The organism is Streptomyces sp. NPDC046870 (assembly GCF_040704595.1).
In the GTDB taxonomy this organism is placed as follows: domain Bacteria; phylum Actinomycetota; class Actinomycetes; order Streptomycetales; family Streptomycetaceae; genus Streptomyces; species Streptomyces argyrophylli.
This window is the reverse complement of sequence record NZ_JBEYXM010000006.1, coordinates 66102-87608: the sequence shown is the minus strand read 5'-3', so window position 1 is coordinate 87608 and position 21507 is coordinate 66102. Positions and strand designations below refer to the sequence as shown.

19 protein-coding genes and 1 pseudogene are annotated in these 21507 nt (G+C 73.8%); 10 read left to right on the top strand and 10 right to left on the bottom strand.

Features of this window, described 5'->3' with window-relative positions:
• Positions 1-29 precede the first annotated feature (29 nt).
• On the top strand, positions 30-1226 hold the full coding sequence (locus AB0946_RS15790) for a CaiB/BaiF CoA-transferase family protein (protein ID WP_366761172.1): 1197 nt from the start codon (positions 30-32) through the stop codon (positions 1224-1226).
• Positions 1227-1267: 41 nt separating this feature from the next.
• Here AB0946_RS15790 and AB0946_RS15785 read toward each other — a convergent pair whose 3' ends face one another.
• The 3 genes from AB0946_RS15785 to AB0946_RS15775 form a co-directional block, all read right to left on the bottom strand.
• Positions 1268-1537: a hypothetical protein gene (locus AB0946_RS15785; RefSeq protein WP_132786386.1), complete on the bottom strand. Its 270-nt coding sequence runs from the start codon at positions 1535-1537 to the stop codon at positions 1268-1270.
• 126 nt (positions 1538-1663) lie between these two features.
• Positions 1664-2509 carry an anti-sigma factor gene (locus tag AB0946_RS15780; RefSeq protein WP_366761171.1) on the bottom strand — a complete coding sequence of 282 codons (846 nt, stop codon included), beginning with the start codon at positions 2507-2509 and terminating at the stop codon, positions 1664-1666.
• Positions 2506-3099: a sigma-70 family RNA polymerase sigma factor gene (locus tag AB0946_RS15775; RefSeq protein WP_366761460.1), complete on the bottom strand. Its 594-nt coding sequence runs from the start codon at positions 3097-3099 to the stop codon at positions 2506-2508. The genes AB0946_RS15780 and AB0946_RS15775 overlap by 4 nt, the downstream gene beginning before the upstream one ends.
• 158 nt (positions 3100-3257) lie before the next feature.
• Here AB0946_RS15775 and AB0946_RS15770 point away from each other — a divergent pair, with 158 nt between their 5' ends.
• The 3 genes from AB0946_RS15770 (at position 3258) to AB0946_RS15760 (ending at position 8312) form a co-directional block, all read left to right on the top strand.
• Positions 3258-4826 (top strand): DUF4331 domain-containing protein, encoded by a 1569-nt coding sequence (locus AB0946_RS15770; protein WP_366761170.1) that lies wholly within the window; start codon positions 3258-3260, stop codon positions 4824-4826.
• A gap of 328 nt (positions 4827-5154) precedes the next feature.
• On the top strand, positions 5155-6705 hold the full coding sequence (locus tag AB0946_RS15765) for a tetratricopeptide repeat protein (RefSeq protein WP_366761169.1): 1551 nt from the start codon (positions 5155-5157) through the stop codon (positions 6703-6705).
• Between the two features lie 38 nt (positions 6706-6743).
• Complete coding sequence (locus AB0946_RS15760; RefSeq protein WP_366761459.1) at positions 6744-8312, top strand: nickel transporter; 1569 nt, start codon at positions 6744-6746, stop codon at positions 8310-8312.
• Between the two features lie 106 nt (positions 8313-8418).
• Here AB0946_RS15760 and AB0946_RS15755 read toward each other — a convergent pair whose 3' ends face one another.
• Complete coding sequence (locus tag AB0946_RS15755; RefSeq protein WP_366761168.1) at positions 8419-9225, bottom strand: SGNH/GDSL hydrolase family protein; 807 nt, start codon at positions 9223-9225, stop codon at positions 8419-8421.
• A 225-nt stretch (positions 9226-9450) separates the two neighbouring features.
• On the opposite strand from AB0946_RS15755, the gene AB0946_RS15750 reads away from it, so the two are divergent.
• Positions 9451-10545: a DUF5925 domain-containing protein gene (locus AB0946_RS15750; protein ID WP_366761167.1), complete on the top strand. Its 1095-nt coding sequence runs from the start codon at positions 9451-9453 to the stop codon at positions 10543-10545.
• A gap of 15 nt (positions 10546-10560) precedes the next feature.
• Positions 10561-11331, top strand: a complete 771-nt coding sequence (locus AB0946_RS15745; protein ID WP_366761165.1) for a DUF72 domain-containing protein — start codon at positions 10561-10563, stop codon at positions 11329-11331.
• Between the two features lie 68 nt (positions 11332-11399).
• Here the strand turns inward: AB0946_RS15745 and AB0946_RS15740 are convergent, their stop codons facing one another.
• Positions 11400-11771: a GntR family transcriptional regulator gene (locus tag AB0946_RS15740; protein WP_171157774.1), complete on the bottom strand. Its 372-nt coding sequence runs from the start codon at positions 11769-11771 to the stop codon at positions 11400-11402.
• A gap of 71 nt (positions 11772-11842) precedes the next feature.
• Between AB0946_RS15740 and AB0946_RS15735 the strand changes: the two genes are divergently transcribed.
• Both AB0946_RS15735 and AB0946_RS15730 read left to right on the top strand, forming a co-directional pair.
• The gene (locus AB0946_RS15735; protein WP_366761164.1) at positions 11843-12772 is read left to right on the top strand and encodes a GNAT family N-acetyltransferase; all 930 of its coding nucleotides are present in this window, start codon (positions 11843-11845) and stop codon (positions 12770-12772) included.
• A complete protein-coding gene (locus tag AB0946_RS15730) occupies positions 12753-13253 on the top strand; it encodes a DUF402 domain-containing protein (RefSeq protein WP_366761163.1) in 501 nt (166 codons plus the stop codon). The genes AB0946_RS15735 and AB0946_RS15730 overlap by 20 nt, the downstream gene beginning before the upstream one ends.
• A 22-nt stretch (positions 13254-13275) precedes the next feature.
• On the opposite strand, the gene AB0946_RS15725 is transcribed toward AB0946_RS15730, so the two are convergent.
• Complete coding sequence (locus AB0946_RS15725; RefSeq protein WP_366761162.1) at positions 13276-13896, bottom strand: class I SAM-dependent methyltransferase; 621 nt, start codon at positions 13894-13896, stop codon at positions 13276-13278.
• Between the two features lie 138 nt (positions 13897-14034).
• On the opposite strand from AB0946_RS15725, the gene AB0946_RS15720 reads away from it, so the two are divergent.
• The gene (locus tag AB0946_RS15720; RefSeq protein WP_366761161.1) at positions 14035-14169 is read left to right on the top strand and encodes a hypothetical protein; all 135 of its coding nucleotides are present in this window, start codon (positions 14035-14037) and stop codon (positions 14167-14169) included.
• 300 nt (positions 14170-14469) lie between these two features.
• Here AB0946_RS15720 and AB0946_RS15715 read toward each other — a convergent pair whose 3' ends face one another.
• Positions 14470-15330, bottom strand: a complete 861-nt coding sequence (locus AB0946_RS15715) for an alpha/beta fold hydrolase (RefSeq protein ID WP_366761160.1) — start codon at positions 15328-15330, stop codon at positions 14470-14472.
• 197 nt (positions 15331-15527) lie between these two features.
• Between AB0946_RS15715 and AB0946_RS15710 the strand changes: the two are divergent.
• Positions 15528-15776 (top strand): annotated as a pseudogene (locus AB0946_RS15710) (cupin domain-containing protein); the annotation flags it as partial.
• Here AB0946_RS15710 and AB0946_RS15705 read toward each other — a convergent pair.
• The 3 genes from AB0946_RS15705 to AB0946_RS15695 all read right to left on the bottom strand — a co-directional run bounded on the left by AB0946_RS15705 (position 15754) and on the right by AB0946_RS15695 (position 21362).
• Positions 15754-16752 carry a hypothetical protein gene (locus AB0946_RS15705; RefSeq protein ID WP_366761159.1) on the bottom strand — a complete coding sequence of 333 codons (999 nt, stop codon included), beginning with the start codon at positions 16750-16752 and terminating at the stop codon, positions 15754-15756. The pseudogene AB0946_RS15710 and the gene AB0946_RS15705 overlap by 23 nt on opposite strands.
• Positions 16749-20258 carry a DNA polymerase III subunit alpha gene (locus AB0946_RS15700; RefSeq protein WP_366761158.1) on the bottom strand — a complete coding sequence of 1170 codons (3510 nt, stop codon included), beginning with the start codon at positions 20256-20258 and terminating at the stop codon, positions 16749-16751. Before AB0946_RS15700 ends, AB0946_RS15705 begins: the two co-directional genes overlap by 4 nt.
• Before the next feature lie 201 nt (positions 20259-20459).
• Positions 20460-21362, bottom strand: coding sequence for a S1 family peptidase (locus tag AB0946_RS15695; protein WP_171157762.1), 903 nt, complete (start codon positions 21360-21362; stop codon positions 20460-20462).
• Positions 21363-21507: the final 145 nt, after the last annotated feature.

Below are 21507 nucleotides of genomic sequence, written 5' to 3'. Positions count from 1 at the left end.
GCCGGCGGTCAGGGGAGATCATCCACCCCATGGACCATCTCCCGCTGCCGCTGGACGGCATCACCGTCGTCGCCGTCGAACAGGCCGTGTCCGCGCCCTTCGCGACCCGGCAGCTCGCCGACCTGGGGGCCAGGGTCATCAAGGTGGAGCGGGTCGACGGCGGCGACTTCGCGCGCGGCTACGACACCGCGGCCCGCGGTCTCGCCTCGCACTTCGTATGGTGCAACCGGGGCAAGGAGTCCATCGCGCTGGACCTGAAGGACCCGCGCGGTCTGGACGTCGTACGGCGGCTGGTCGCGGACGCGGACGTGTTCGTGCAGAACCTCGCGCACGGCGCGGCGGCCCGGCTCGGCCTGGACGCGGCCACGCTGTGCGCCGCGCACCCGCGGCTGATCGCCGTGGACATCTCGGGCTACGGCGGCTCGGGGCCGTACACGGACAAGCGGGCGTACGACATGCTGGTGCAGTGCGAGGCGGGGCTGGTGTCGGTGACCGGGACGCCCGAGCAGCCGGTGAAGGCGGGCATCCCGGCGGCGGACATCGCGGCGGCCATGTACGCCTTCTCCGGGGTACTGGCCGCGCTCGTGCGGCGCGGGACGACCGGGCGGGGCGGGCCGGTGGAGGTGTCCATGCTGGAGGCGCTCGCCGAGTGGATGGGCCATCCGCTGCACCACGCGCTGCACGGCGGCGAGCCGCCGGCCCGCACCGGACTCGCGCACGCCGTGATCGCGCCGTACGACGCCTATCCGACGGCGGACGGCGGGCGGGTGCTGCTGTCGGTGCAGAACGACCGGGAGTGGCGGCGGCTGGCCGAACAGGTCATGGGGCGCCCGGAACTGGCCGCCGATCCGGCGTACGCGACCAATGCCGCGCGGGTGGCGCACCGCGAGGAGACCGACGCCCTGGTGGCGGGGGCGCTGGCGGTGCTGGACACCGAGGAGGCGCTGGCCCGGCTGGAGAAGGCGGGCATCGCCTGCGCCCGGCTGCGGGATCTGCACGAGCTGGCGGAGCACCCGCAGCTGGCGGCCCGGGAGCGGTGGCGTCAGGTGGGGTCGCCGGCCGGCCCGCTGAAGGCGTTGCTGCCCCCGATCACGCTGCCGGGCGGGAACGAGGCACGGATGGGTGACGTGCCCGCTCTCGGACAGCACACCGGGGCGCTGCTGCGTGCCGTGGGGATGACGGACGACGAGATCGCAGCGCTGCGCCGGGACGGTGTGGCGGCCTGAGCGCGGGCACCCCTGCTCGGGTCAGGGGCCCTGCGGTGCGGTCAGTGACCGCCGAACAGCGAGCGGCGCAGCCGGCGCAGCGGCGCGAAGAGGGAGACGCGGCCGATCCGCGTGCCCCGGTCACTGCGCTGGCGCACGGAGTCACGCGCCGTCAGTTCCCGCATCAGCGACGTCGCCTCGACCGTCTCCCGCTGCGGTATGGCGGGACCCGCCAGCACCGACAGATGGCGGTCGAGCCGCGAACTGGTCGCACTGCTCCCGCAGGTGATCGCAGGGACCCTCGCCCTGCTGCGCACTGTTATCTGCTCCATGTCACTCCCCACCCGTACGAGTCCACCCGGCCCGGGCAGGGTAACCCTATCGCCCCGGTGGGGCACGCGTGTATCTCGGCCACAGGATTCACCTTCCCCGTAAGGTGGTTGATCATCCACCTTTGACTACTCTCCGAATCCGACCGATTTCAGGGTGAGTTGGACAATGGGCTGACCAGTGGGTTGAGCTGACCCACCGTCAGGCTCGACGGTCACGGCGAGTGACGTCGAAGCGGCGTCGAGACCCTTGGCGACCAAGGGCGTGTCGCCCGCCAGAAGCCCCAGGGAGAGCGGTCGCACCCGGGGACGCATGAGCCACAGCTGGTGCACGCGCCCGCCGGACGGGGTGCCGTACCCGCTGAGGGTGACGACGGCTTCCCGCTCGGAGGCGGAAGCGATTACTCCGATACTGCGGCCGCGCGCGTCCCCGCTGCTCACCGCGCGGGCGTCCGGAGCGGCCAGAACGTGGGCGATCTCACGTGCCCGGACCCGCTCGGCGGCCAGCCGGTCCTCGGTGCGGTGGGCCTGGAGGGCGAAGAGGGAGGCGACGACGAGCGCCGCGGCGGCCGTGACCGTGGCGAACGGGGCGAGGAGGGGGCGGCGCGTGCGGGACGCACGGGCGCGGCCCGGCGGGGGCTGGGCGCCCCAGACGTGCGGCGGGAGCTGGGGCGCGCGCTCCCGGGCCGGCGCCCGGTCCCGTGTGCCCGCGCGTCCGCGCGCCGGCTCCTGCGGGGTGGTACGGACGGCGGCCAGGACCCGGTCGCGCAGGGCGGGGGGCGCCGGGGCCGCCGTCGACCAGGCGAGGCGGACCGCGTCCTCGGCCAGCTCCCGCACCTCGGCGGCGCACCGGTCGCAGCCCGCCAGGTGCTTCTCGAAGCGGCGGCGCTCGCCCGGTTCCAGCGCGTCGAGCGCGTAGGGCGCGGCGAGGGAGTGCGGGTCCTCGCGGCGCAGCAGCTTGCCGAGGATGCTCATGCGGCGCCTCCCAGGCACTGGCGCAGCCGGGTGAGTCCGTCGCGCATCCGCGTCTTGACCGTGCCGAGCGGCAGCGAGAGCCGCTCGGCCACCTCACGGTAGGTGTACCCGTCGTAGTAGGCCAGGGTCACCGACTGGCGTTGCAGGGCCGTGAGCCGGTTCAGGCAGCGGCGCACCCACTCGCGTTCCAGACCGGCCTCGACCTCCTCGGCGACCTGGTCGAACGCGGGCTCCCCGGCGCGCAGGGCCTCGCGCTGCTCGCGTTCGCCGGCCGCGCGGGCACTGCGCACCCGGTCCACGGCGCGGCGATGGGCGAGGGTGAGGATCCAGGACAGGGCGCTGCCCCGGCCGGGGTCGAACCGGGCGGCGGAGCGCCACAGTTCGAGCAGCACCTCCTGGGCGACCTCCTCGGACTGGGCGGGGTCCCGCACCACCCGTCGCACCAGGCCGAACACCGGCCCGGAGACCAGCCCGTACAGCTCCTCGAACGCCCTGTGGTCGCCGCCGGCCACGAGCACCAGCAGCTCGTCCGCCTGCGTGCGGGCCCCCTCTTTGTGGCCGCAGCCGGCTCTTCCTCGCGCACCGCGCATCCGCACCGTGACACACCTCCCCTAGGGGGTACGGATCAGCGGGCCGAAAACGCGGGTCCGGAAGCGGTGAAAAGTTTTTCCCGTCCGACCAATCCGATCGGCGTCCCCGCTCCGTATACCCGTCCGTCAAAGGCAAGTCGGCACTGAGGACGGACGGCATGACACCTCTCTTCTCCAGGGGCGCCCTCGCCACGAGGGCGCACTCCGGGCGCGGCACCGGACGCACGGGCCTGGTCACGCTCATCTGCGGGGCGCTGGCCGCCGGAGGGCTCACGGCCGCCGGCGTCGCGACGCTGGAACCCGGGACGGCCGCCGCCTCCTCCCACCGGGAGGCCCCGCTGATCTCGGGCACCCCGCAGTACGACAACACGGACCTGTACGCGTTCGTCAGCCCGGACAAGCCCGACACGACGACGATCGTGGCGAACTGGATCCCGTTCGAGGAGCCGGCCGGCGGACCGAACTTCTACACGTTCGCCGACGACGCCCAGTACGACCTGCACATCGACAACAACGGTGACTCGCAGGGCGACCTGGTCTTCCGCTACACCTTCAGGACCCGCACGAAGAACGGGAACACGTTCCTGTACAACACCGGTCCGGTCACCAGCCTGGACGACCCCGACCTCAACGTCACCCAGACCTACGACATCGATCTCATCCGGCTCCGGGGCGGGCACGAGATGGCGCGGACCAAGCTGGCCGACGACGTGCCGGTGGCGCCGTCGAACGTCGGCAAGGCGTCCATGCCGGACTACGGCAAGCTGCGCGCGCAGGCGGTGTACAGGACGGCGGGCGGCGCGGCGACCTTCGCCGGGCAGGCGGACGACCCGTTCTTCGCGGACCTGCGCGTCTTCGACCTGCTGTACGGCGGGAACCTCACCGAGGTCGGCCGGGACACCCTCAAGGGCTACAACGTCAACACCATCGCCCTCCAGGTGCCGAACGAGCTGATCCGCGAGTCCGCCCACCAGCCGGTCGTCGGCCTGTGGTCGACCACCCAGCGCCGCAACGCGCAGGGCTACTACAGCCAGGTCTCGCGCCTTGGGAACCCGCTGGTCAACGAGGTCGTCAACCCGCAGAAGGACAAGGACAGGTTCAACGCGTCCCAGCCCGCGTACGACGCGCAGTTCCTGAAGAACGTCACCAACCCGGAGCTGCCGAAGCTCATCGAGTCGATCTACAAGATCAAGGCACCCGCCGAGCCGCGCAACGACCTGGTCGACGTCTTCCTCAAGGGCGTCAAGGGCCTCAACCAGCCGCCGAACGTGCGGCCCGCGGAGGAGCTGCGGCTGAACACCTCCGTCAAGCCGAGCATGCACCCGAAGCGGCTGGGGGTGCTGGACGGCGACAACGCGGGCTTCCCGAACGGCCGCCGGCTCACCGACGACGTCATCGACGCGGCCCTGCAGGTGGTGGAGGGCGAACTGGTCGGCTCCAAGAACGACCTGGGCGACGCGGTCGACAAGAACGACAAGAAGCTCGAGAACTACTTCCCCTACGTCGCCCAGCCCACGTCCGGCTCGCGCGGCGCGCTCGCCAAGGGCACGACGGCGGGGACGGACGTGCGCAGCCAGCTCGGGGACGCCCTTCAGCCGGCCGGGGCCTCCGGCGGCTCCGGCGACACCGTGCTGATCGCCGGGTCGGCGGCCTCCGGTGCGGCCGGGATCCTGCTGATCGGCAGCGCCGTCGCCTGGTGGCGCCGGCGCGTGCAGCGCCCGTACTGACCCGCACCCACCTCAGGTCTTTCGTTTGGATCAGGCCGGATCAGAGCGGGGTCTGGTGCCGTGCGTCGCAAGGCGGAGGAGGGGGGCCAGGCGGGGCCCAGGCGCCCCCCCGCCCCCCCCCCCGCCGGTCCCCTGGGGGGCCGGGGGGCCCCCGGGGGGGGGGGGCCCCCTGGGCGCCCCCCCCCCCCCCGACGACAACGCGGCGAGGCGCGGTGCCAGGGCCCGCGAGCCCGGCATGATCCCAACGAGAGGCCCTAGACCGGCGCGGCCCGTGTTCCTCTCCCCCACGGCGGGCCGCGCCTCCCACACGACCGACGGAGGAGAAGGCATGGGCCCGGGCGGGCAGGACGACGAGCAGGACGGGCAGCGGGTGGTGGAGCAGGACCACGAGCAGGACGGGCGGAGGACGGAGGGTGCCGAGGGGCACGGGCCGGGCACGGGTACGGCCGAGGCCGAGTCGCCGACACCGTCCGCACCGGCGCCCTCGCCTTCCGGGGCGGCCTCCTCGAGCGGCGACGAGCGGGTCGCCGCCGTGCGGCGGGTCGGTGCTGCCGGGCGGCTGTGGCGGGGCAGGGCCCGGCTCACGCTCAGCGCCGCCCTGCTGGCGGTCGCGCTGACCGGTGGGGCGATCGCGCTCGGTGCGGACCGGGTGCCGGCGACGGCGCCGGTGTCCGCGGGCGCCGTCGACCCCGGTGTTCTCGGCGGCGGCGATCTGGACGCGAGCGTCACTGCGCTCCAGACGCACCTGCGGGCCCAGCCGAAGGACGCCGGCGGCTGGGCCACCCTCGGTCTGGCCTACGTCGAGCAGGCGCGGACCAAGGGCGACCCGTCCCGCTACCCGCGGGCGGAACAGGCGCTGCGGCGGTCCCTGTCGCTGGCGCCGGGCGGTGACCAGGCCCTGGCCGGCCGCGCCGCCCTCGCCGCCGCCCGGCACGACTTCAAGGACGCCCTGACCTTCGCGGACGCGGCCCTGCGCCGGAACCCGTACAGCGAACGCGCGCTGTCCTCCCGGATCGACGCCCTGGTCGAACTCGGCCGGTACGCCGACGCCGCCGGGGCAGCGAGGACCGCCGACGCGCGCAAGCCGGGCGTACCGGTCTTCACCCGGTACGCGTACGTGCACGAGCTGCGCGGGGACGTGACCACGGCACGCCGGGTCCTGCAACAGGCGCTGTCCGTCGCCGGTTCGCCGGGCGACACGGCGTACGTGGCCACACAGCTCGGCCAACTCGCCTGGAACCAGGGGGACTACGAAGCGGCACTCAGCTTCTACGCCCGCGCCCTGGCCGCCGACGACGGCTACCTGCCGGCGCTGGAGGGCCGGGCCCGCGCGCGGGCGGCGAGCGGTGACCGTGCCGGGGCGGTCACGGACATGGAGACGGTGGTCGCCCGCTCCCCGCTGCCCGGCCCCCTGGTCGAACTCGGCGAGCTGTACGAGGCGCGCGGCGCGGCCGGCGACCGGGCGCGGGCCCGGCGGCAGTACGCGCTGGTCGACGCCTGGGGCGCGCTGGCCCGCGCCAACGGCGTCAACGCCGACCTGGACACCGCGCTGGCCGCGGCAGACCACGGCGACAAGCGGGCCGCCCTGCGCGCGGCCCGCGCCGAATGGGCCCGCCGGCACACCGTGCACACCGCCGACGCCCTCGCCTGGGCGCTGCACGTCAACGGCCGCGACGCCGAAGCCCTGCCCTTCGCCCGCCGGGCCACCGCCACCGGCTACCGCAGCGCCGCCTTCCGCTACCACCGGGGCGTGATCGAGCTGGCCACCGGCCACCGGGCCGCCGGCCGGGCCTCGCTCGCCTCGGCCCTGGAACTGAACCCCGGCTTCTCACCGCTGGGTGCGGCGCGGGCCCGCGCCGCACTGGAGGGAGCCGAGTGACCCCACGTCCACGCCCCGTCGAACCGCGTCCGCGCCGGGTGGCACCGCGTCTCCTGTGCGTCCTGATCGCCGTCTGCGCCCTGGCGCTCCTCCCGGCCGGCGCCGCGAACGCGCACCCCCTCGGCAACTTCACCGTCAACCGCTACGACGGCCTGGTCGCCGCTCCCGGACAGCTGCGCGTCGACCATGTGGAGGACCTCGCCGAGATCCCGGCGACCCAGGCCAAGGCCGACATCGAGCGGCTGGGACTGGGCGCGTGGGCCCGGCAGCGGTGCGCACGGGCCGCCGCCGACAGCGGCCTGCGCGTCGACGGGCGTAGGACCGCCCTCACCGCCGCCCGTGGCAGCGCGCGCACACGTCCCGGCCAGGCGGGCCTCGACACCCTGCGCGTGGAGTGCCGGCTGACCGCCCCGCTGCCGCGCGCGAGCACCGTCACCCTGGACTTCCGGGGCGCGGGCGCCGCCGGCGGGCCCGGCTGGCGGGAGATCACGGCGCGGGGCGACCGCATGACGCTCGCCTCAAGCGACGTGCCGCGGGAGTCGGTGTCCCGGGAGCTGACCTCCTACCCCAAGGACCTGCTGTCCTCCCCCGCCGACACCGGGACGGCCTCGCTGCGGGTGCGGCCCGGCGGCCCGGCGCTCGCGGCGGACGCGCAGCGGCAGGCGGCCCCGGGTGCCGGGGTGCTGCCCCGGGGCGCCGACCGCTGGACCCGGGCCCTTGACGACCTCGTGGCCCGGCAGCACCTCACCGTCGGCTTCGCCGGTCTGGCCCTGCTCGTCGCCGTCGCCCTGGGCGCGCTGCACGCGCTCGCGCCGGGCCACGGCAAGACCCTGATGGCCGCGACGGCGGCGGCCCGCGGGGGCCGGGCCCGGCCACGGGACGTGCTGCCGATGGCCGCCTCGGTCACCGTGACCCACACCCTCGGTGTGGTCGCCCTGGGCCTCCTGGTCACGGCCGGCTCGGCGGCCACACCGGCGGTGATCTCCTGGCTGGGCCTCGCCGGTGGCGTCCTGGTGCTGACTGCGGGCGTCACCCTCGTCCGCCGTGCCTGGCGCGACCGTGTGCGGGCGGTCACTGTGGCCCAGGACGCGGCCGAGGAGCGGGAGTTGGCCACGGTGGGCGGCGGACACAGTGCCGCCCACCACCATCACCACCACGACGGTGTGGAACACGCCCATGGGGACCACGCACACACACACTCGCACGGCCACGGCGGACACACGCACACCCACGGCGGCCACACCCACACCCACCCCACCGCGCCCACACTCCGCGGCACGATCCTGCTCGGGTTCGCCGGCGGGCTGGTGCCCAGCCCGTCTGCCGTGGTCGTCCTGGTCGGTGCCGCCGCCCTCGGCAAGGCCTGGTTCGGCCTGTTGCTCGTCGTGGCGTACGGGGCCGGTCTCGCGCTGACGCTCACCGCCGCCGGGTTCGCCGTCGTACGGCTGGGCGCGGGGGCGGTGCGGGTGCTGGAGCGGCGCCCGCGCTGGAGCGCCCACCCGGTGGCCGTCCTGGCGCGCCGGTCCCTGCCGCTCGGGTCGGCCCTGGTCGTGCTGGCGCTGGGCGTGGGACTGGTGGCCAAGGGGGCCGCGTCCGCACTGGGCTGAGCCCCTTTCCCGAGGCGGGCGTACGACGGCGGCGGAGACCCCGTCGTCCGGGACCCCCGCCTCACCCTCGGGCTCACCCTGAGAACAGCAGGTGAGCCCGGACGGGTCATGCCGCGTTGTTCAGCACCGGCAGGTAGCCGCCGGACTGGCCGGACGCGGTCGGGTGGTACGACTCGCCGATGTCGAGCCAGTTGACGCTGTGCAGCCAGGAGTCGCCGGAGCAGATCTCGTGGCCGGAGAACGTGGTGCGGACGTCGCCGAAGACGAAGCCGTGGGCGGTGGCGCGGGCCTTGATGGCGTTGTCCATGTAGTCGGCGGCGTCGTTGATCGCGGAGCGCTTGGTCTCGGAGAGGCCGAGGCAGGTCTGGCCGAGCAGGTAGAAGCGGGGATAGCCGATGACGACCACCCGGGCGGACGGGGCTTTGGCGCTGATCGTGTTGTAGACGGTGTCCAGCTTGCCGGGGAGCGTGTTGGCGACGTACGCCCTGGCGGTGTTGATGCGGGACAGGCACGTGCTGTCCGAGCTGGTCACGCAGGTGGTCATCACGTCGGCGAAACCGGCGTCGTTGCCGCCTATGGTGATGGACACCAGTGAGGTGGAGGAGTTCAGCGAGCCGAGCTGGCCCGCCAGCACGTCGTCCGTCTTCGCCCCGGAACAGGCGTTGAAGGCGAACGAGGAGGGGCTGTGGGCGGCGTTCCACAGGTAGGGGTAGGCCTTCGTGCTGCGGTCGCAGTCGCCGCTCGAGCTGATGTAACTGCCGGCGCCCACCCCGGAGGAGTAGGAGTCACCGAGTGCGACGTAGCCGCCGGTCGCGGCGGTCGAGGACGCCTGCGCCGAAGCGGCCCCGGTGAGACCGAGGCCGGCGGCGAGGAGGAGCGAGGTCACGAATCCGGTAAGTCGGGAACGTCTCATGGAACCTCCCTTTAGCAGGATGTCTGCCAGCAACTGTGGTAGCAGCTACGCGTGTTGACAGGAAGTGTCCATGCCAAAACTGTCGCCATCTCAACAGGATCGGCCCAGGACGTTCACCGCTCATCTATTGCGCATGCATGCCCTGTCTGCTGACCACCCGTCACCGCCGGGACGAGGGGAGGGAAATACCGTGCGCGGGCCCCATCCGTGACGGATCATGGCGGCATGTCTGCCAACCCACACGACGCTCTGCCGATCCGGCTCCACGTCGACGACTCCGACTCGCCGTCCGACGTCGTCGACGCGCTGTTCCTCGGCCGCTTCGCGACGGGCGAGCAGCCGTACTCGCACGCCGCGAACATCGACCGGGTGCGCTCGGGCGCGACCCTCCTGCCGGAGGGCGCCCGCGTGCTGCGGATGGCCCGCGACGACGACCGCAGCGCGACCCTCGCCGAGGGGGACGGCTGGACGCTGCTGGTCTCCCGCTGGAACCGGGGTGCGGACGTCACCGTCACCGCGACCAGCGACGAACTGGCCGAGCGGATCCTCCGGCAGGCCACGGACGGCGCCGCCGACGAGCCCGAACCGCAGCCGGAGAACGTGACGATGGGGTTCTGGTACGTCTCCCCCAGGCGCGGTCCGCACCGCACCACCCGGCAGATCTCCGCGGGCACGTGGGACGAGGTCCGGCCCAACTACACGGCGCCGGTGGCGGACGCGATGGACCACCTGATGAAGACGACCCCGCAGGACATCGCGGGCCGGCTGCTGCTGCTCCACGGCCCGCCCGGCACCGGCAAGACCTCGGCCCTGCGCACCCTCGCCCGGTCCTGGCGGGACTGGTGCCAGGTCGACTGCGTCCTGGACCCGGAGCGGCTCTTCTCCGACGTCGGCTATCTGATGGACATCGCCATCGGGGAGGACGACGGCGCGGGCAAGGGCCGCTGGCGCCTGCTGCTGCTGGAGGACTGCGACGAGCTGATCCGGGGCGAGGCCCGGCACACGGCGGGCCAGGCCCTGTCCCGGCTGCTGAACCTCACCGACGGCCTGCTCGGCCAGGGCCGCAACGTCCTGGTCGGCGTCACCACCAACGAGGACCTGGAGCGGCTGCACCCGGCCGTGGTCCGCCCCGGCCGCTGCCTGGCCCGCATCGAGGTCGGCCCGCTGACCCGTCCGGAGGCGGTGAAGTGGCTCGGCACCGAGGAGGGCGTCGGCCGGGACGGCGCGACCCTGGCCGAGCTGTACGCGCTGCGCCGGGGCACCGCGCCGACCTCGGTGCCGGGGGCGCGGGAGGGCGCGGACGCGGGCCTGTACCTGTAGTGCTTTGATGAGGGTATGACCCTGTTCGTCGGCACGTCGGGGTGGCAGTACAAGGACTGGCGGGACCAGGTCTACCCGGCCGGGGTGCCGACACGGCTGTGGCTGGAGGAGTACACCCGGCTGTTCGCGACCGTGGAGATCAACAACGCGTTCTACCGGCTGCCGTCGTACGACACCTTCGCCGCCTGGCGCGTCCGGGTCCCGCCGGACTTCGTGGTCGCGGTCAAGGCCAGCCGGTTCCTCACCCACATCAAGCGGCTCAGGGACCCCGAGGAGCCGGTGCACCGCCTGATGAGCCACGCCGCGGGCCTCGGCGACCGCCTGGGCCCGGTCCTCCTCCAGCTCCCGCCCACCCTGCGCGCCGATCCGCCGCTGCTGGACGCCTGCCTGGCCCGTTTCCCGGCCGGTACGAGGGTGGCGGTGGAACCCCGCCACGACTCCTGGTGGACGGGCGAGGTGCGCGAGGTGCTGGCGTCCCGCGGCGCGGCCCTGTGCTGGGCGGACGTCCTGGCCCGCCCGGTCACCCCGCTGTGGCGCACCGCCGGCTGGGGCTACGTCCGCTTCCACCAGGGCCGCGCCCGGCCCTGGCCGCGCTACGGCCGCCGCTCGCTGGAGACCTGGGTGGACCGTGTCGCGACGACCTGGTCCGGCACCGAGGACGTGTACGCGTACTTCAACAACGACCCCGGAGGCGCGGCGGTCCAGGACGCGGTGGCGTTCGCCCGGACGGCGCGCCGGGCGGGCCTGACGGTGACGAGGACACCGGAGCCGGCGGGACTGGGCTGATCCCCCGTCCGGCCGGCACGTCCGCGCCGCTCACCCCTCCCGCCGTCCGTGTCCCTCCCCCGGGCGCCTCAGCCCTGCCCGTAGGCCGCCCGCAGAGCATCCCGCACCGCGCCCAGCGCCTCGTCCTCGGCGAGCCCGAGCCGCCGCACACGCTCGACGTACGCCTGGGCGGCCAGGGCGGCCTCCCGTACCGCGGCCGAGCCGGCGGCGGCCACGAACGTGCCGTTGCGCCCCCGCGTCTCGATCACCCCGTCGCCCTCCAGCGCCCGGTACGCCTTCGCCACCGTGTTCACCGCGAGCCCGAGGGACTCGGCCAGCCCCCGCACGGTCGGCAGCCGGTACCCCACCGGGAGCGCGCCGGACCGCGCCTGCTCACTGATCTGCGCCCGCACCTGCTCGTACGGGGGCGCGCTGTCGTCGATGCGGATCTTCAGGCTCACACGGGCGATTGTCCCGCACCCGCCGGAAAATGAGAGGCACCCGGTCCTCCCGGCCCGTACGGTGCCTCCTCATGACCGTCCTCGTGCGCCCCCTGCGCCCCGACGTCCCCGCGGACGCCGAGGGTTTCGCCCGCGTCCGCCGCCTCGCCCTGCCGTACATCCTGTTCACGCCGGACTCGGTCAGGCACACGGCGGCCCACACGCACCCGGACGCCCGCTACCGGCCGCTCGTCGCGGAGGAGGACGGCGAGATCATCGGCACGGCACAGGTGCACCTGATCCCCGACAGCCCCGACCCGGGCCAGGGCGCCCTCAACGTCTACGTCCGCCCGGACCGGACCCACCGCGGTGCCGGCCGGCTGCTGGTCCGGGCCGCCGAGGAGTACCTGGCGGAGGTGGGCGCGACCAAGCTGTTCGCCTGGGCCCTGGACGAGCCGGCCAACCAGGCCTTCGCCGAGCGGCGCGGCTACCGGCGGGGCCGCCGCGCGCACTTCCTCCGCCTGGACCTGGCGCACGGCACGCTGCCGCCGCTCCTGGAAGTGCCGCCCGGCGTCGCACTGCGCACGGCCGCCGACTTCGCGGACGACCCCCGGCCGCTGTTCGCACTGGACGCGGAGACGGTGCTCGACGAACCGGGCGACGTGGACTACGAGTTCACGGACTACGACGCCTGGCTCGCGCAGAACTGGAACCACCCGCTGCTGGACCGGGAGCTGACCACGGCCGCCTGTGTCGACGGCCGTCCGGTCGCCTTCACCGTCGCCTACACCGACGGCGACGGCCGCTACTCCACGGCGATGACCGGCACCGCCCGCGCCCACCGTGGCCGCGGCCTGGCCAAGCTCACCAAGGTCCACTCTCTGCACCGGGCCCGCGCCGCCGGTGTCACCGAGGCCTTCACGGGCAACGACACCGGCAATGCTCCCATGATCGCGGTCAACAAGTGGCTCGGGTACCAGGTCTGCGCGACGGAGGTGCGCTATGTCCGCGAACTCGGCTGAGCCGGCCCGGCTGGAGGTCGTCCTGGTCAAGGCGGGCCGTACGAAGATCCGTTACCCGGCGGAACTGCTGGGGGACGACGGCGACCGGATCGCCGTGCGCGCCCCGTGGGCGGGCTCGGAGGTGCGGGACTTCGGGTTCGTGCGGTTCGAACCCGGTGACGTGTTCACCGAGTACTACTGGCGCGACCGGTGGTACTCGGTGAAGGAGGTCCGCGCCGCGGACGGCTCGGTGAAGGGCTGGTACTGCGACATCACGCGTCCCGCGGTCCGCTCCGGCACGGAGCTGGTCGTGGAGGATCTCGACCTGGACCTGTGGCGCTCCGCGGACGGGCGGGACGTACGGCGTCTGGACGAGGACGAGTTCGCCGCGAGCGGTCTCGCGGAGACGGACCCGCAGGCCGCGTCCGCCGCGGTGGCCGCCCTCGACGCGCTGGAGGCGCTGGCGGCCCGCCCCGACGGCTTCGCGGAGCTGCTGGACTGACCGCCGGCCCGGCCGCCCGGGGTCACACGGTGGCCACCACGGCGTACCGCTCGTCGTCCACGTCCTTGCCCCACAGCAGGGAGTCACCGGACAGTCGCTCCACGCGCACGTCCCGGCTCACCGGCTCGAGCAGGGCGGTGAGCCGAAGGGCCGGTATGCCGACCGGGCTGAGGGTCCCCCATACGCCCTCGACCAGCACGAACCGGCCTCCGGGGAGCAACAGCTCCCGCCAGTGCCGCAGCGCCCCGGCCGGGTCCGGCAGCGCCCACAGCACATGCCGTACCAGGACCACGTCGAAGCGTCGCTCTCCCACCGGCGGGGCCGCGGCGTCCCCGCACAGGATCGTCGCGGGGCGCCCGGCGAGCTTGGCCCGGGCCCGCTCGGCCATCGCCGGGGACCGGTCGACTCCGGTCACCCGGTGCCCCTGTTCGCAGGCGAGGAGTGACAGGCTGCCGGTGCCGCAGCCGAGGTCGAGGACGTCCGCGGAGTGCCCGGGGAGCCAGCTGCGCAGCCGGTCCGCCCAGGCCGCGCGCACCTCGGGGTCGCGCAGGCCGTGGTCGGGTTCGTCGTCGAAGGCCGCGGCCTGCGCATCCCAGTCCGTTTCCGGGGCAGCCTCATCCCTGTTCGCGTTCTCGCTCGTCATGCCCAGAGGGTGACACAGGCCACTGACAGCGCGGAGGTGACAGCCGCCACTGACAAACCGGCATCGATGAGGAACTCTCGCCGAAAGCGTCTACCTCCGTGACAACGCGGAACCCGGTAGGCACTGAAGGAGGCAGCCATGCGCCGTACGACCGTGCAGAAGCCCCTGAAGAGGACGGACAGCCGCCGGATCCGCGACGAGGTGGAGGAGCGCCCGGCGGGGCGCCCCGAGGTGCGCAAGGACATCGCCCGCACCTGGTGGCCCGACGGCTGACACGGAGCCGGCCCGGCGCAGCCGCTCCCGCATCACGCCGGTCATGCCGGCACGCCGTCTGCCTGAGCGCAGTCTGAGCGCTTCCTTAAGCCGGCCATAAGAATCTCCTCCGCCCGCTCCCGGCGGGTGATTCCACGGTTCCCCGGGGTTAGTTTCGGATCACCCCACGGGATCCGAGCCCTTCCCACGGACCGTTCGGAGGAGTTCGGCGTGCCCGCGCGCCGCGTGTCCGGTGGTCGGCGCCGGTGAGGGTCCCGGAGTCTGTCCGGCGGCTCAGGCCGGACAGACCCCGGCGGCCCCTCAGCTGAAGGCGGACGCGCAGGTGGTGGCGGTGGCGTGGGCCGGGTCGAGCGCGTTGGCCACCTCGTGGAAGGCGATCCGGTCGAACAGGCCGATCGCGAGGTGCTCGGAGAGATCGAGCGGGCACAGGTCTTGGAGCAGCACGTTGCGGACGTCGGACCCGCTCAGGTACTGGGTGCGCCACGGGGTGACCACTTCGTCGTACCGGCTGGCGATGACCGTGTAGCGCACCCCGGGGACGGTGTCGCCGCCCGCGTTGAGCTTGGTGAGGAAGGCGGAGCCGGTGATCTGGTCGGCGAGGCCGGGGGTGGTGGCCTTGAGCAGGTCCTCGGCGCCGGGGAAGTACGGCAGCAGGTGGGTGAGGCCGTCGAGGTCGGTGCCGTGGTTGTCGGGGGCGATGCCGACGAGGGCGTTCACCTTGGCGGCTCCGCCGAGGAACTTCAGGTAGTAGCGGGGCATCATGCCGCCCTGGGAGTGGCCGACCAGGTCGGCCTCGGCGGCTCCGGTCGCGGCGAGCACCTTGTCGACGAAGGCGGCCAGTTGTCCGGCCGACGCGTCGATGGGGCCGAGGCCGTGGAAGAGGGGGACGCCGGGCAGTTGGCCGTAGTCGAGGGAGTAGACGCAGTATCCGCGGCTCTGCAGATAGGGGGCGAGACCGAGCCAGTTGTCGACCGAGTTGCCCAGGGTGCCGTGGACGAGGACGACGGGGCGGGGGTGGGCGGCGGAGGGCCGGCAGGTGTAGTCGTTCCAGCCGGAGTGGGGGGCGTCCGCGGCGCCGGCGGTGGCGGCCGGCACGACGGCGACGGCGGCGGTGAGGAGCAGGGCGGCGAGGGGTCTGAGCACGCGTTTCCAGGGCAGCATCGTGTGATCTCCTTGCGGCTCACGGGAGGTGCACGGCCTAACCCTGTGATCCGGATCACGGGATGCTGTTCACTCGTCAAGTTACGAGCGAGTAGCGCACGTGTGAAGTTACGCGTCGGTAAAAACTCGCGGCGGCGACCGGGGACCCGCCGGGACGCCGGCGCGGCGTCACCAGGCCGGACGGATCGGCTCTCGCCGGGAGCAGGGAACTGTGCGCCTGGCGCGGCGAGATCCCGCCCGGGACGAGGGAACCGCCCGCACCGTCAACCCTCGACGGTCACACCGAGCGGGTCGCGGCGGGCGACACGGTGATCGTCCACCCCGGTGCGGCCCTCGCCGTCGAGAATCCCACCGGCCACACCGCGATCTCCTGGGTCACCACCTCGATCGGCCTGGAGGCACGGCTGGCCGACGGCACCCGCCTCACGCCGCCGCGGGCCGACTGAGGGCGCACGCCAGGGCCAGCGTCCCCGGCACCACCGCCCGCGGCCCGAACTTCGCCCGCACCCGGTCCGCGACCTCCTCGACACGGCGGACCTTCTCGTCCACCGGATCGAAGGTGAGCTGGTGGGAGGCCTGGTCGGCGGAGGTCAGGCCCTCGGCGCGCAGGACGAGCGCGCGGACCCGGGCACGTTGCAGACCGAGCGCCTCGTACATGCCGTAGGCCGCCCTGGTCAGGTCCGCGGAGTGCGCGGTCGGCTCCCGCAGGGTGCGGCTGCGGGTGGTCGAGGAGCGGTCGGCGTAGCGCACGGTGAGGGTCAGGGTGCGGCAGACCTTCTCCACCGCGCGCAGCCGGGAGCCGATCTCCTCGGCGGCCGAGAGCAGTGCCCGGCGGTGCCGGCCGGGATCCAGCTCGTCGATGCCGAAGGCCCGTTCCGTCACCAGTGACCGCGAGACGGCGTTCGGGACGACCCGGCCGCGGTCGATGCCGCTCGCCTTCTCCCGCAGTTCCCGGCCCGCCTTGGCGCCGATCAGCCGCTGGAGCGTGGACAGCGGCGCGGCGGCGACCCGGCCCAGGGTGTCCAGGCCGTACTCGTCCAGGGTGCGGGCGGTCGCCGCGCCGACGCCGGGCAGCGCGGCGACGGGCTTGTCGGCGAGGAACTCGGCGACCGCGTCCTCGGGCACCGCGCGGGTCACCCCGGGCCGGGCGTGGCGCAGCGCCACGCGGGCCAGCATCGGGCCCGGCCCGGCGCCGATCGCGCAGTCGACGCCGTACCGCGCGAGGGCCCGCACCCGGATCACCGAGGCCAGTTCCACCGCGCCGCGCCCGAAGTACCGCTCGGCGCCGCGCAGATCGGCCAGCGCCCCGTCCGGCGGCAGCGCCTCCACGACCGGTGTGAACTCCTCCAGCAGCCCGAGCAGTTCCGGCAGGACGGCCTCGTGCGCCGGCGGCAGCTGGAAACGTACGCAGAGGATGGTCATCCCGCACTCCCCGGGCTCTGGTGCCACAACTTCCTTACCGACGCCGGCCCTTGCGCGGCGTCCTGGCCCGCGGGCCGCAGATCGGCCCAGGGGTGCATCTCGTACCCCGTGGGCATGCGGATCGTCCGGTCCGCCATCCGGTCACGGGCCGCGGAGCCGGCCGGTGCGGGCAGCCCCTCGGAACCGGCGAGCCGGGCCCGCAGCGGACCGCCTTCGTCCCCGTCCGGCGAGCCGTCCGCTCCGGTCGGTCCGGCCAGGCGGGCCGCGACCCCGTCGAGTCCCTCCTCCCGGCGCACCTCCACCAGTTCGGCGAGGTTCCAGGCGGCGGAGCCCACCACGCTCAGGCTGCGCGGACCGCGCCGCTGCACCACTCCGCGCACCAGCAGCAGCCAGGAGTGGAAGACGGTGTGGGCGCAGGCGTCGTGCGAGTCGTCGAAGAAGGCCAGGTCCACCAGTCCCGTCCCGTCGTCCAGGGTGGAGAAGATGACCCGCTTGCCGGAGCGGATCGGCGGGGTCTGGGTGGCCGCCTTGGCGCCCGCGACCAGCACGGTCTCGCCGTGCCGGGCCTCGCGCAGCCGGCGCGCGGAGACCACGCCCAGCTCCTGGAGGAACTCCCGGTGGTCGTCCATCAGATTGCGCGAGGCGTCCATCGACAGCACGCCCAGTTCGGCGCTGAGCCGCTCCGCCGAGGTCAGGTCGGGCAGCCCGGCCGGCGCGGTCTTCCGTCCGCCGGCCAGTGGGAGCTGGCCACCGCCACCACCCCGGGCGCCACGGTGCAGCTCGGTCAGGTGCAGTTGCAGATCGCGCCGGTTGGCGCCGAAGGCGTCCAGCGCGCCCACCTGCGCGAGCCGCCCGGCGAGCGGCCGGCTGGGCCGGGCCCGCTCCCAGAAGTCCACCAGCGAGGAGTACGGCTGCCCGTCCGCGATCCGCTCCGCCTCGGCCTCGCTGATGCCGTGGACGTCGCAGAGCGCGAGCCGCAGCCCCCACACCGCCGGTGATTCAGACACCAGTTCGATCCTGTGTGCGACCCCGGACACGTTCACGTCCAGCGGCAGGATCGGCACCCCGCGCCGCCGCGCGTCGGCCAGCAGCAGCCGCTTCGGGTACATCCCGGGGTCGTGCGTGAGCAGCCCGGCGTAGAAGGCGGCCGGGTGATGGGCCTTCAGCCACGCCGACTGGTAGGTGGGTACGGCGAAGGCGACGGCGTGCGCCTTGCAGAAGCCGTAGGACCCGAAGGCCTCCACGATCTCCCAGGTCCGCCCGATCGTCTCCGCGTCGTACCCCTTGGCCGCGGCCCGCTGGGCGAACCACACCCTGATCCGCCCCTGCGACTCGGGATCGGACAGCCCGCGCCGCACCCGGTCGGCCTCGCCGCGCCCGCAGCCGGTCATGATGGAGACGATGTCGATGATCTGCTCGTGGAAGACGACGACCCCGTACGTCCCCTTCAGCGGCTCCTCCAGGTCCGGGTGCGGGTAGCGCACCGGCGCCCGCCCGTGCCGCGCCTCGATGAACGGCCGCACCATGTCGGCGGCGACCGGTCCGGGCCGGAACAGCGAGATGTCGACGACCAGGTCGTGGAAGCCGGCGGGCTGGAGCCGCCCCACCAGGTCCCGCTGCCCCGGCGACTCGATCTGGAAGCACCCGAGGGTCTCGGCGGACCGGATCAGCCGGTACGTCTCCGGGTCCCCCGGCTCCACCGCGTCCAGGTCGATCCGCTCCCCGCTCACCCGCTCCACCTCGGCGACCGCGTGCGCCATCGCCGACTGCATCCGCACGCCCAGCACGTCCAGCTTGAGCAGCCCGAGGTCCTCCACGTCCTCCTTGTCGAACTGCGACATGGGCAGGCCCTCACCGCTGGTCGGCACCACGGGCGTACGGGCGAGCAGGGAGGCGTCCGACAGCAGCACCCCGCACGGGTGCATGGCGGTCCCGCGCGGCAGGGCGTCGAGCGCCTCGACCAGCTCCCACAGCCTGCCGTACTTCTCCTTCTCCCCCGCCAGCCGCTTCAGCTCGGGCAGTTCCTCCAGCGCCGCGCGGGCGTCGCGCGCCCGGATGTGCGGGAAGGACTTGGCGATCCGGTCGATCTCGGCCGGGTCCATGGACAGCGCGGCGCCCACGTCCCGGATCGCGTGCCGGACCCGGTAGGTCTCCGGCATGGAGACGGTGGCGACCCGCTCGGTGCCGAACCGGCCGATGATCGCCCGGTAGACCTCCAGCCGGCGCGCGGACTCCACGTCGATGTCGATGTCCGGCAGCACCACCCGCTCCTTGGACAGGAAGCGCTCCATCAGCAGCCCGTGCTCGACCGGGTCGGCGTGCGCGATGCCGAGCAGGTGGTTGACGAGCGACCCGGCCCCGGAGCCGCGGGCGGCCACCCGGATCCCCATGTCCCGGACGTCGTCGACCACCTGGGCCACCGTCAGGAAGTAGGAGGCGAAGCCGTGGTGGGCGATGATGTCCAGCTCCTGGTGCATCCGCTCCCAGTACGCGCGCCGCCCCCCGTACCCGAGCCGCAGCATCCCCTCCGCCGCCCGCGAGGCGAGCGCGCGCTGCGCGGTGCGCCGGCCGGCGCCGACGAGGTGCGCCTCGGGGAAGTGGACGGTGCCGATGCCGAGGTCGTCCTCGGGGTCGACACGGCACTCGGCGGCCGTCGCCAGGGTCTGTTCCAGCAGCCGGTGGGCCGTCTCCCGCCGGAACCCGGCGGCCTCCACGACCCGCTCGGCGACGCCCAGCATGGTCTGCGGGTCCTTCAGCCACGCCTCGCCGGAGTCCAGCTCCCCCCGGGGGTCGATCGGCACCAGCCGCCGCGCGGCGTCCAGCACATCGGCGACCGGCCCCGTCCCGGGATCGGCGTACCGGACGGCGTTGCTGAGCACCGGCCGCACCCCCTGCTCGGCGGCGAACCCGACGGTGCGGGCCGCCAGCCGCAGGGAACCGGCCCCCGTGCCGGTACGGCCGTGCCAGACGGCCTCCAGGCGCAGCGCGTCGCCGTGGATCTCACGCCACGGCGCGAGCAGTTCGGCCGCCCGGTCGGGCCGCCCGGCGGCGAGCGCGCGCCCCACGTCCGAACCGGGCCCGAGCAGCACCACCAGGCCGTCGCCGTGCTGGCCGGCCCAGGGCAGCAGCGGAGTGCCCCCGCCCTCGTGCGCCGCCGTGACGAGCCGGCACAGCCCGGCCCACCCGCGGGCGCCGTCCCGGGCGAGGAAGGTCACGCGGGGGGCCGACTCGTCCACGAAGGCGCCTCCGCGCACCGGCGTCCGCCGCCGGTCACGGCGTACGGACTCCGCCGTCGCCACGGCCAGGTCCACTCCGAACAGCGGACGGACGCCCGTGCCGGCGCAGGCCTTGGCGAAGCGCACCGCCCCGGCGAGGGTGTCGCGATCGGTCAGGGCGAGGGCGTCCATCCCCCGCTCGGAGGCACGCTCGGCCAGCCGCTCCGGGTGGGACGCCCCGTACCGCAGGGAGAACCCGGAGACGGTGCGCAGATGCGCGAAGCCCGGCACGCACACCTCCCGCACTCGTGAGCCCCGAACGGTTCTCGAACATCAGTTCCCAGTTTCCCCACTCCCACCATACCCCCATTCCCGAACATGTGTACGACATCCGTTCGAGCGTCTCTCACCTGCGCAAACGCACCAGGAAGCCCCCGTGCGCCGTGCGCGCGCGAGGGCTTCCCGGTGTCGTCCGTCAGCGGAGGCGGGCCGTCAGTAGACGTGCACCCCGTAGGCGCTCAGCGCCTCGGTGACCGGCTGGAAGAAGGTCGTACCGCCGGAGGTGCAGTCACCGCTGCCGCCCGAGGTCAGACCGTAGGCCGTGGTGCCGCCGTACAGCGGGCCGCCGGAGTCGCCGGGCTCCGCGCAGACGGTGGTCTGGATCAGGCCGGAGACGATGTCGCCGCCGCCGTAGTTGACCGTGGCGTTGAGCGCGGTGACGCGGCCGCTGTGCGTACCGGTCGTGGACCCGCGGCGGTAGACGGTCGTGCCCACGGAGGGCGTGGCCGCGCTGGTGATGTCCTGGCTGCCCACGGCGCCGGACTTGGTCACCGAGCTGTTGGTGTACCGCACGATGCCGTAGTCGTTGCCGGGGAAGCTGGAACCGGCCGTGGTGCCGAGCGTGGTGCTGTGGGAGGAGTTCGACCACCAGGTGCCCGCGCCGTCGGTGCAGTGCCCGGCGGTGAGGAAGTAGTAGTTCCCGCTGGAGTCCTGGACGTTGAAGCCCAGCGAGCAGCGCCAGCTGCTCGCGTAGATGGCGTCGCCGCCGGAGATCAGCTTGTTGAACTTGCCCGGCGTGTGCTTGACGACCAGGGCGTCGGCGTTGGCGCCGGCCTGCTTCTTGATCTTGGCGATCTCGGCCTGGGACACCGTGCTGTCGACGGTGACCACGACACGGCCGGTCTTGCTGTCCACCGCCCAGGCGGTGCCGGGGACGTCGGCCTGGCGGACGGAGTCGCTCGCCTTGGTGAGCTGGGTGGCGCTGAAGGTGTGGACGTCGCTGGCGTTCGCGGTGGGGGCCGCGAACGCGGCGGCGGCCAGGAAGCCGGTGGCCACGGCGGTCAGCCGGACCCGTCTCGCCGTACCGCCACGGGGAGTGGTGCGCTTGATCCTCACTTGTCGTTCCCTCCAAGGGAAGTCGGGGGCCCGCGTGGGGTCGGGGCCCGTGAGGCGCAGCCAGGGGCTCGACCGGATTCGAATATGCATGCCCCTGACAAGCGCTGAGGGGGAGTATTCGGCCGAACGGCCGGTCGGCACAAGG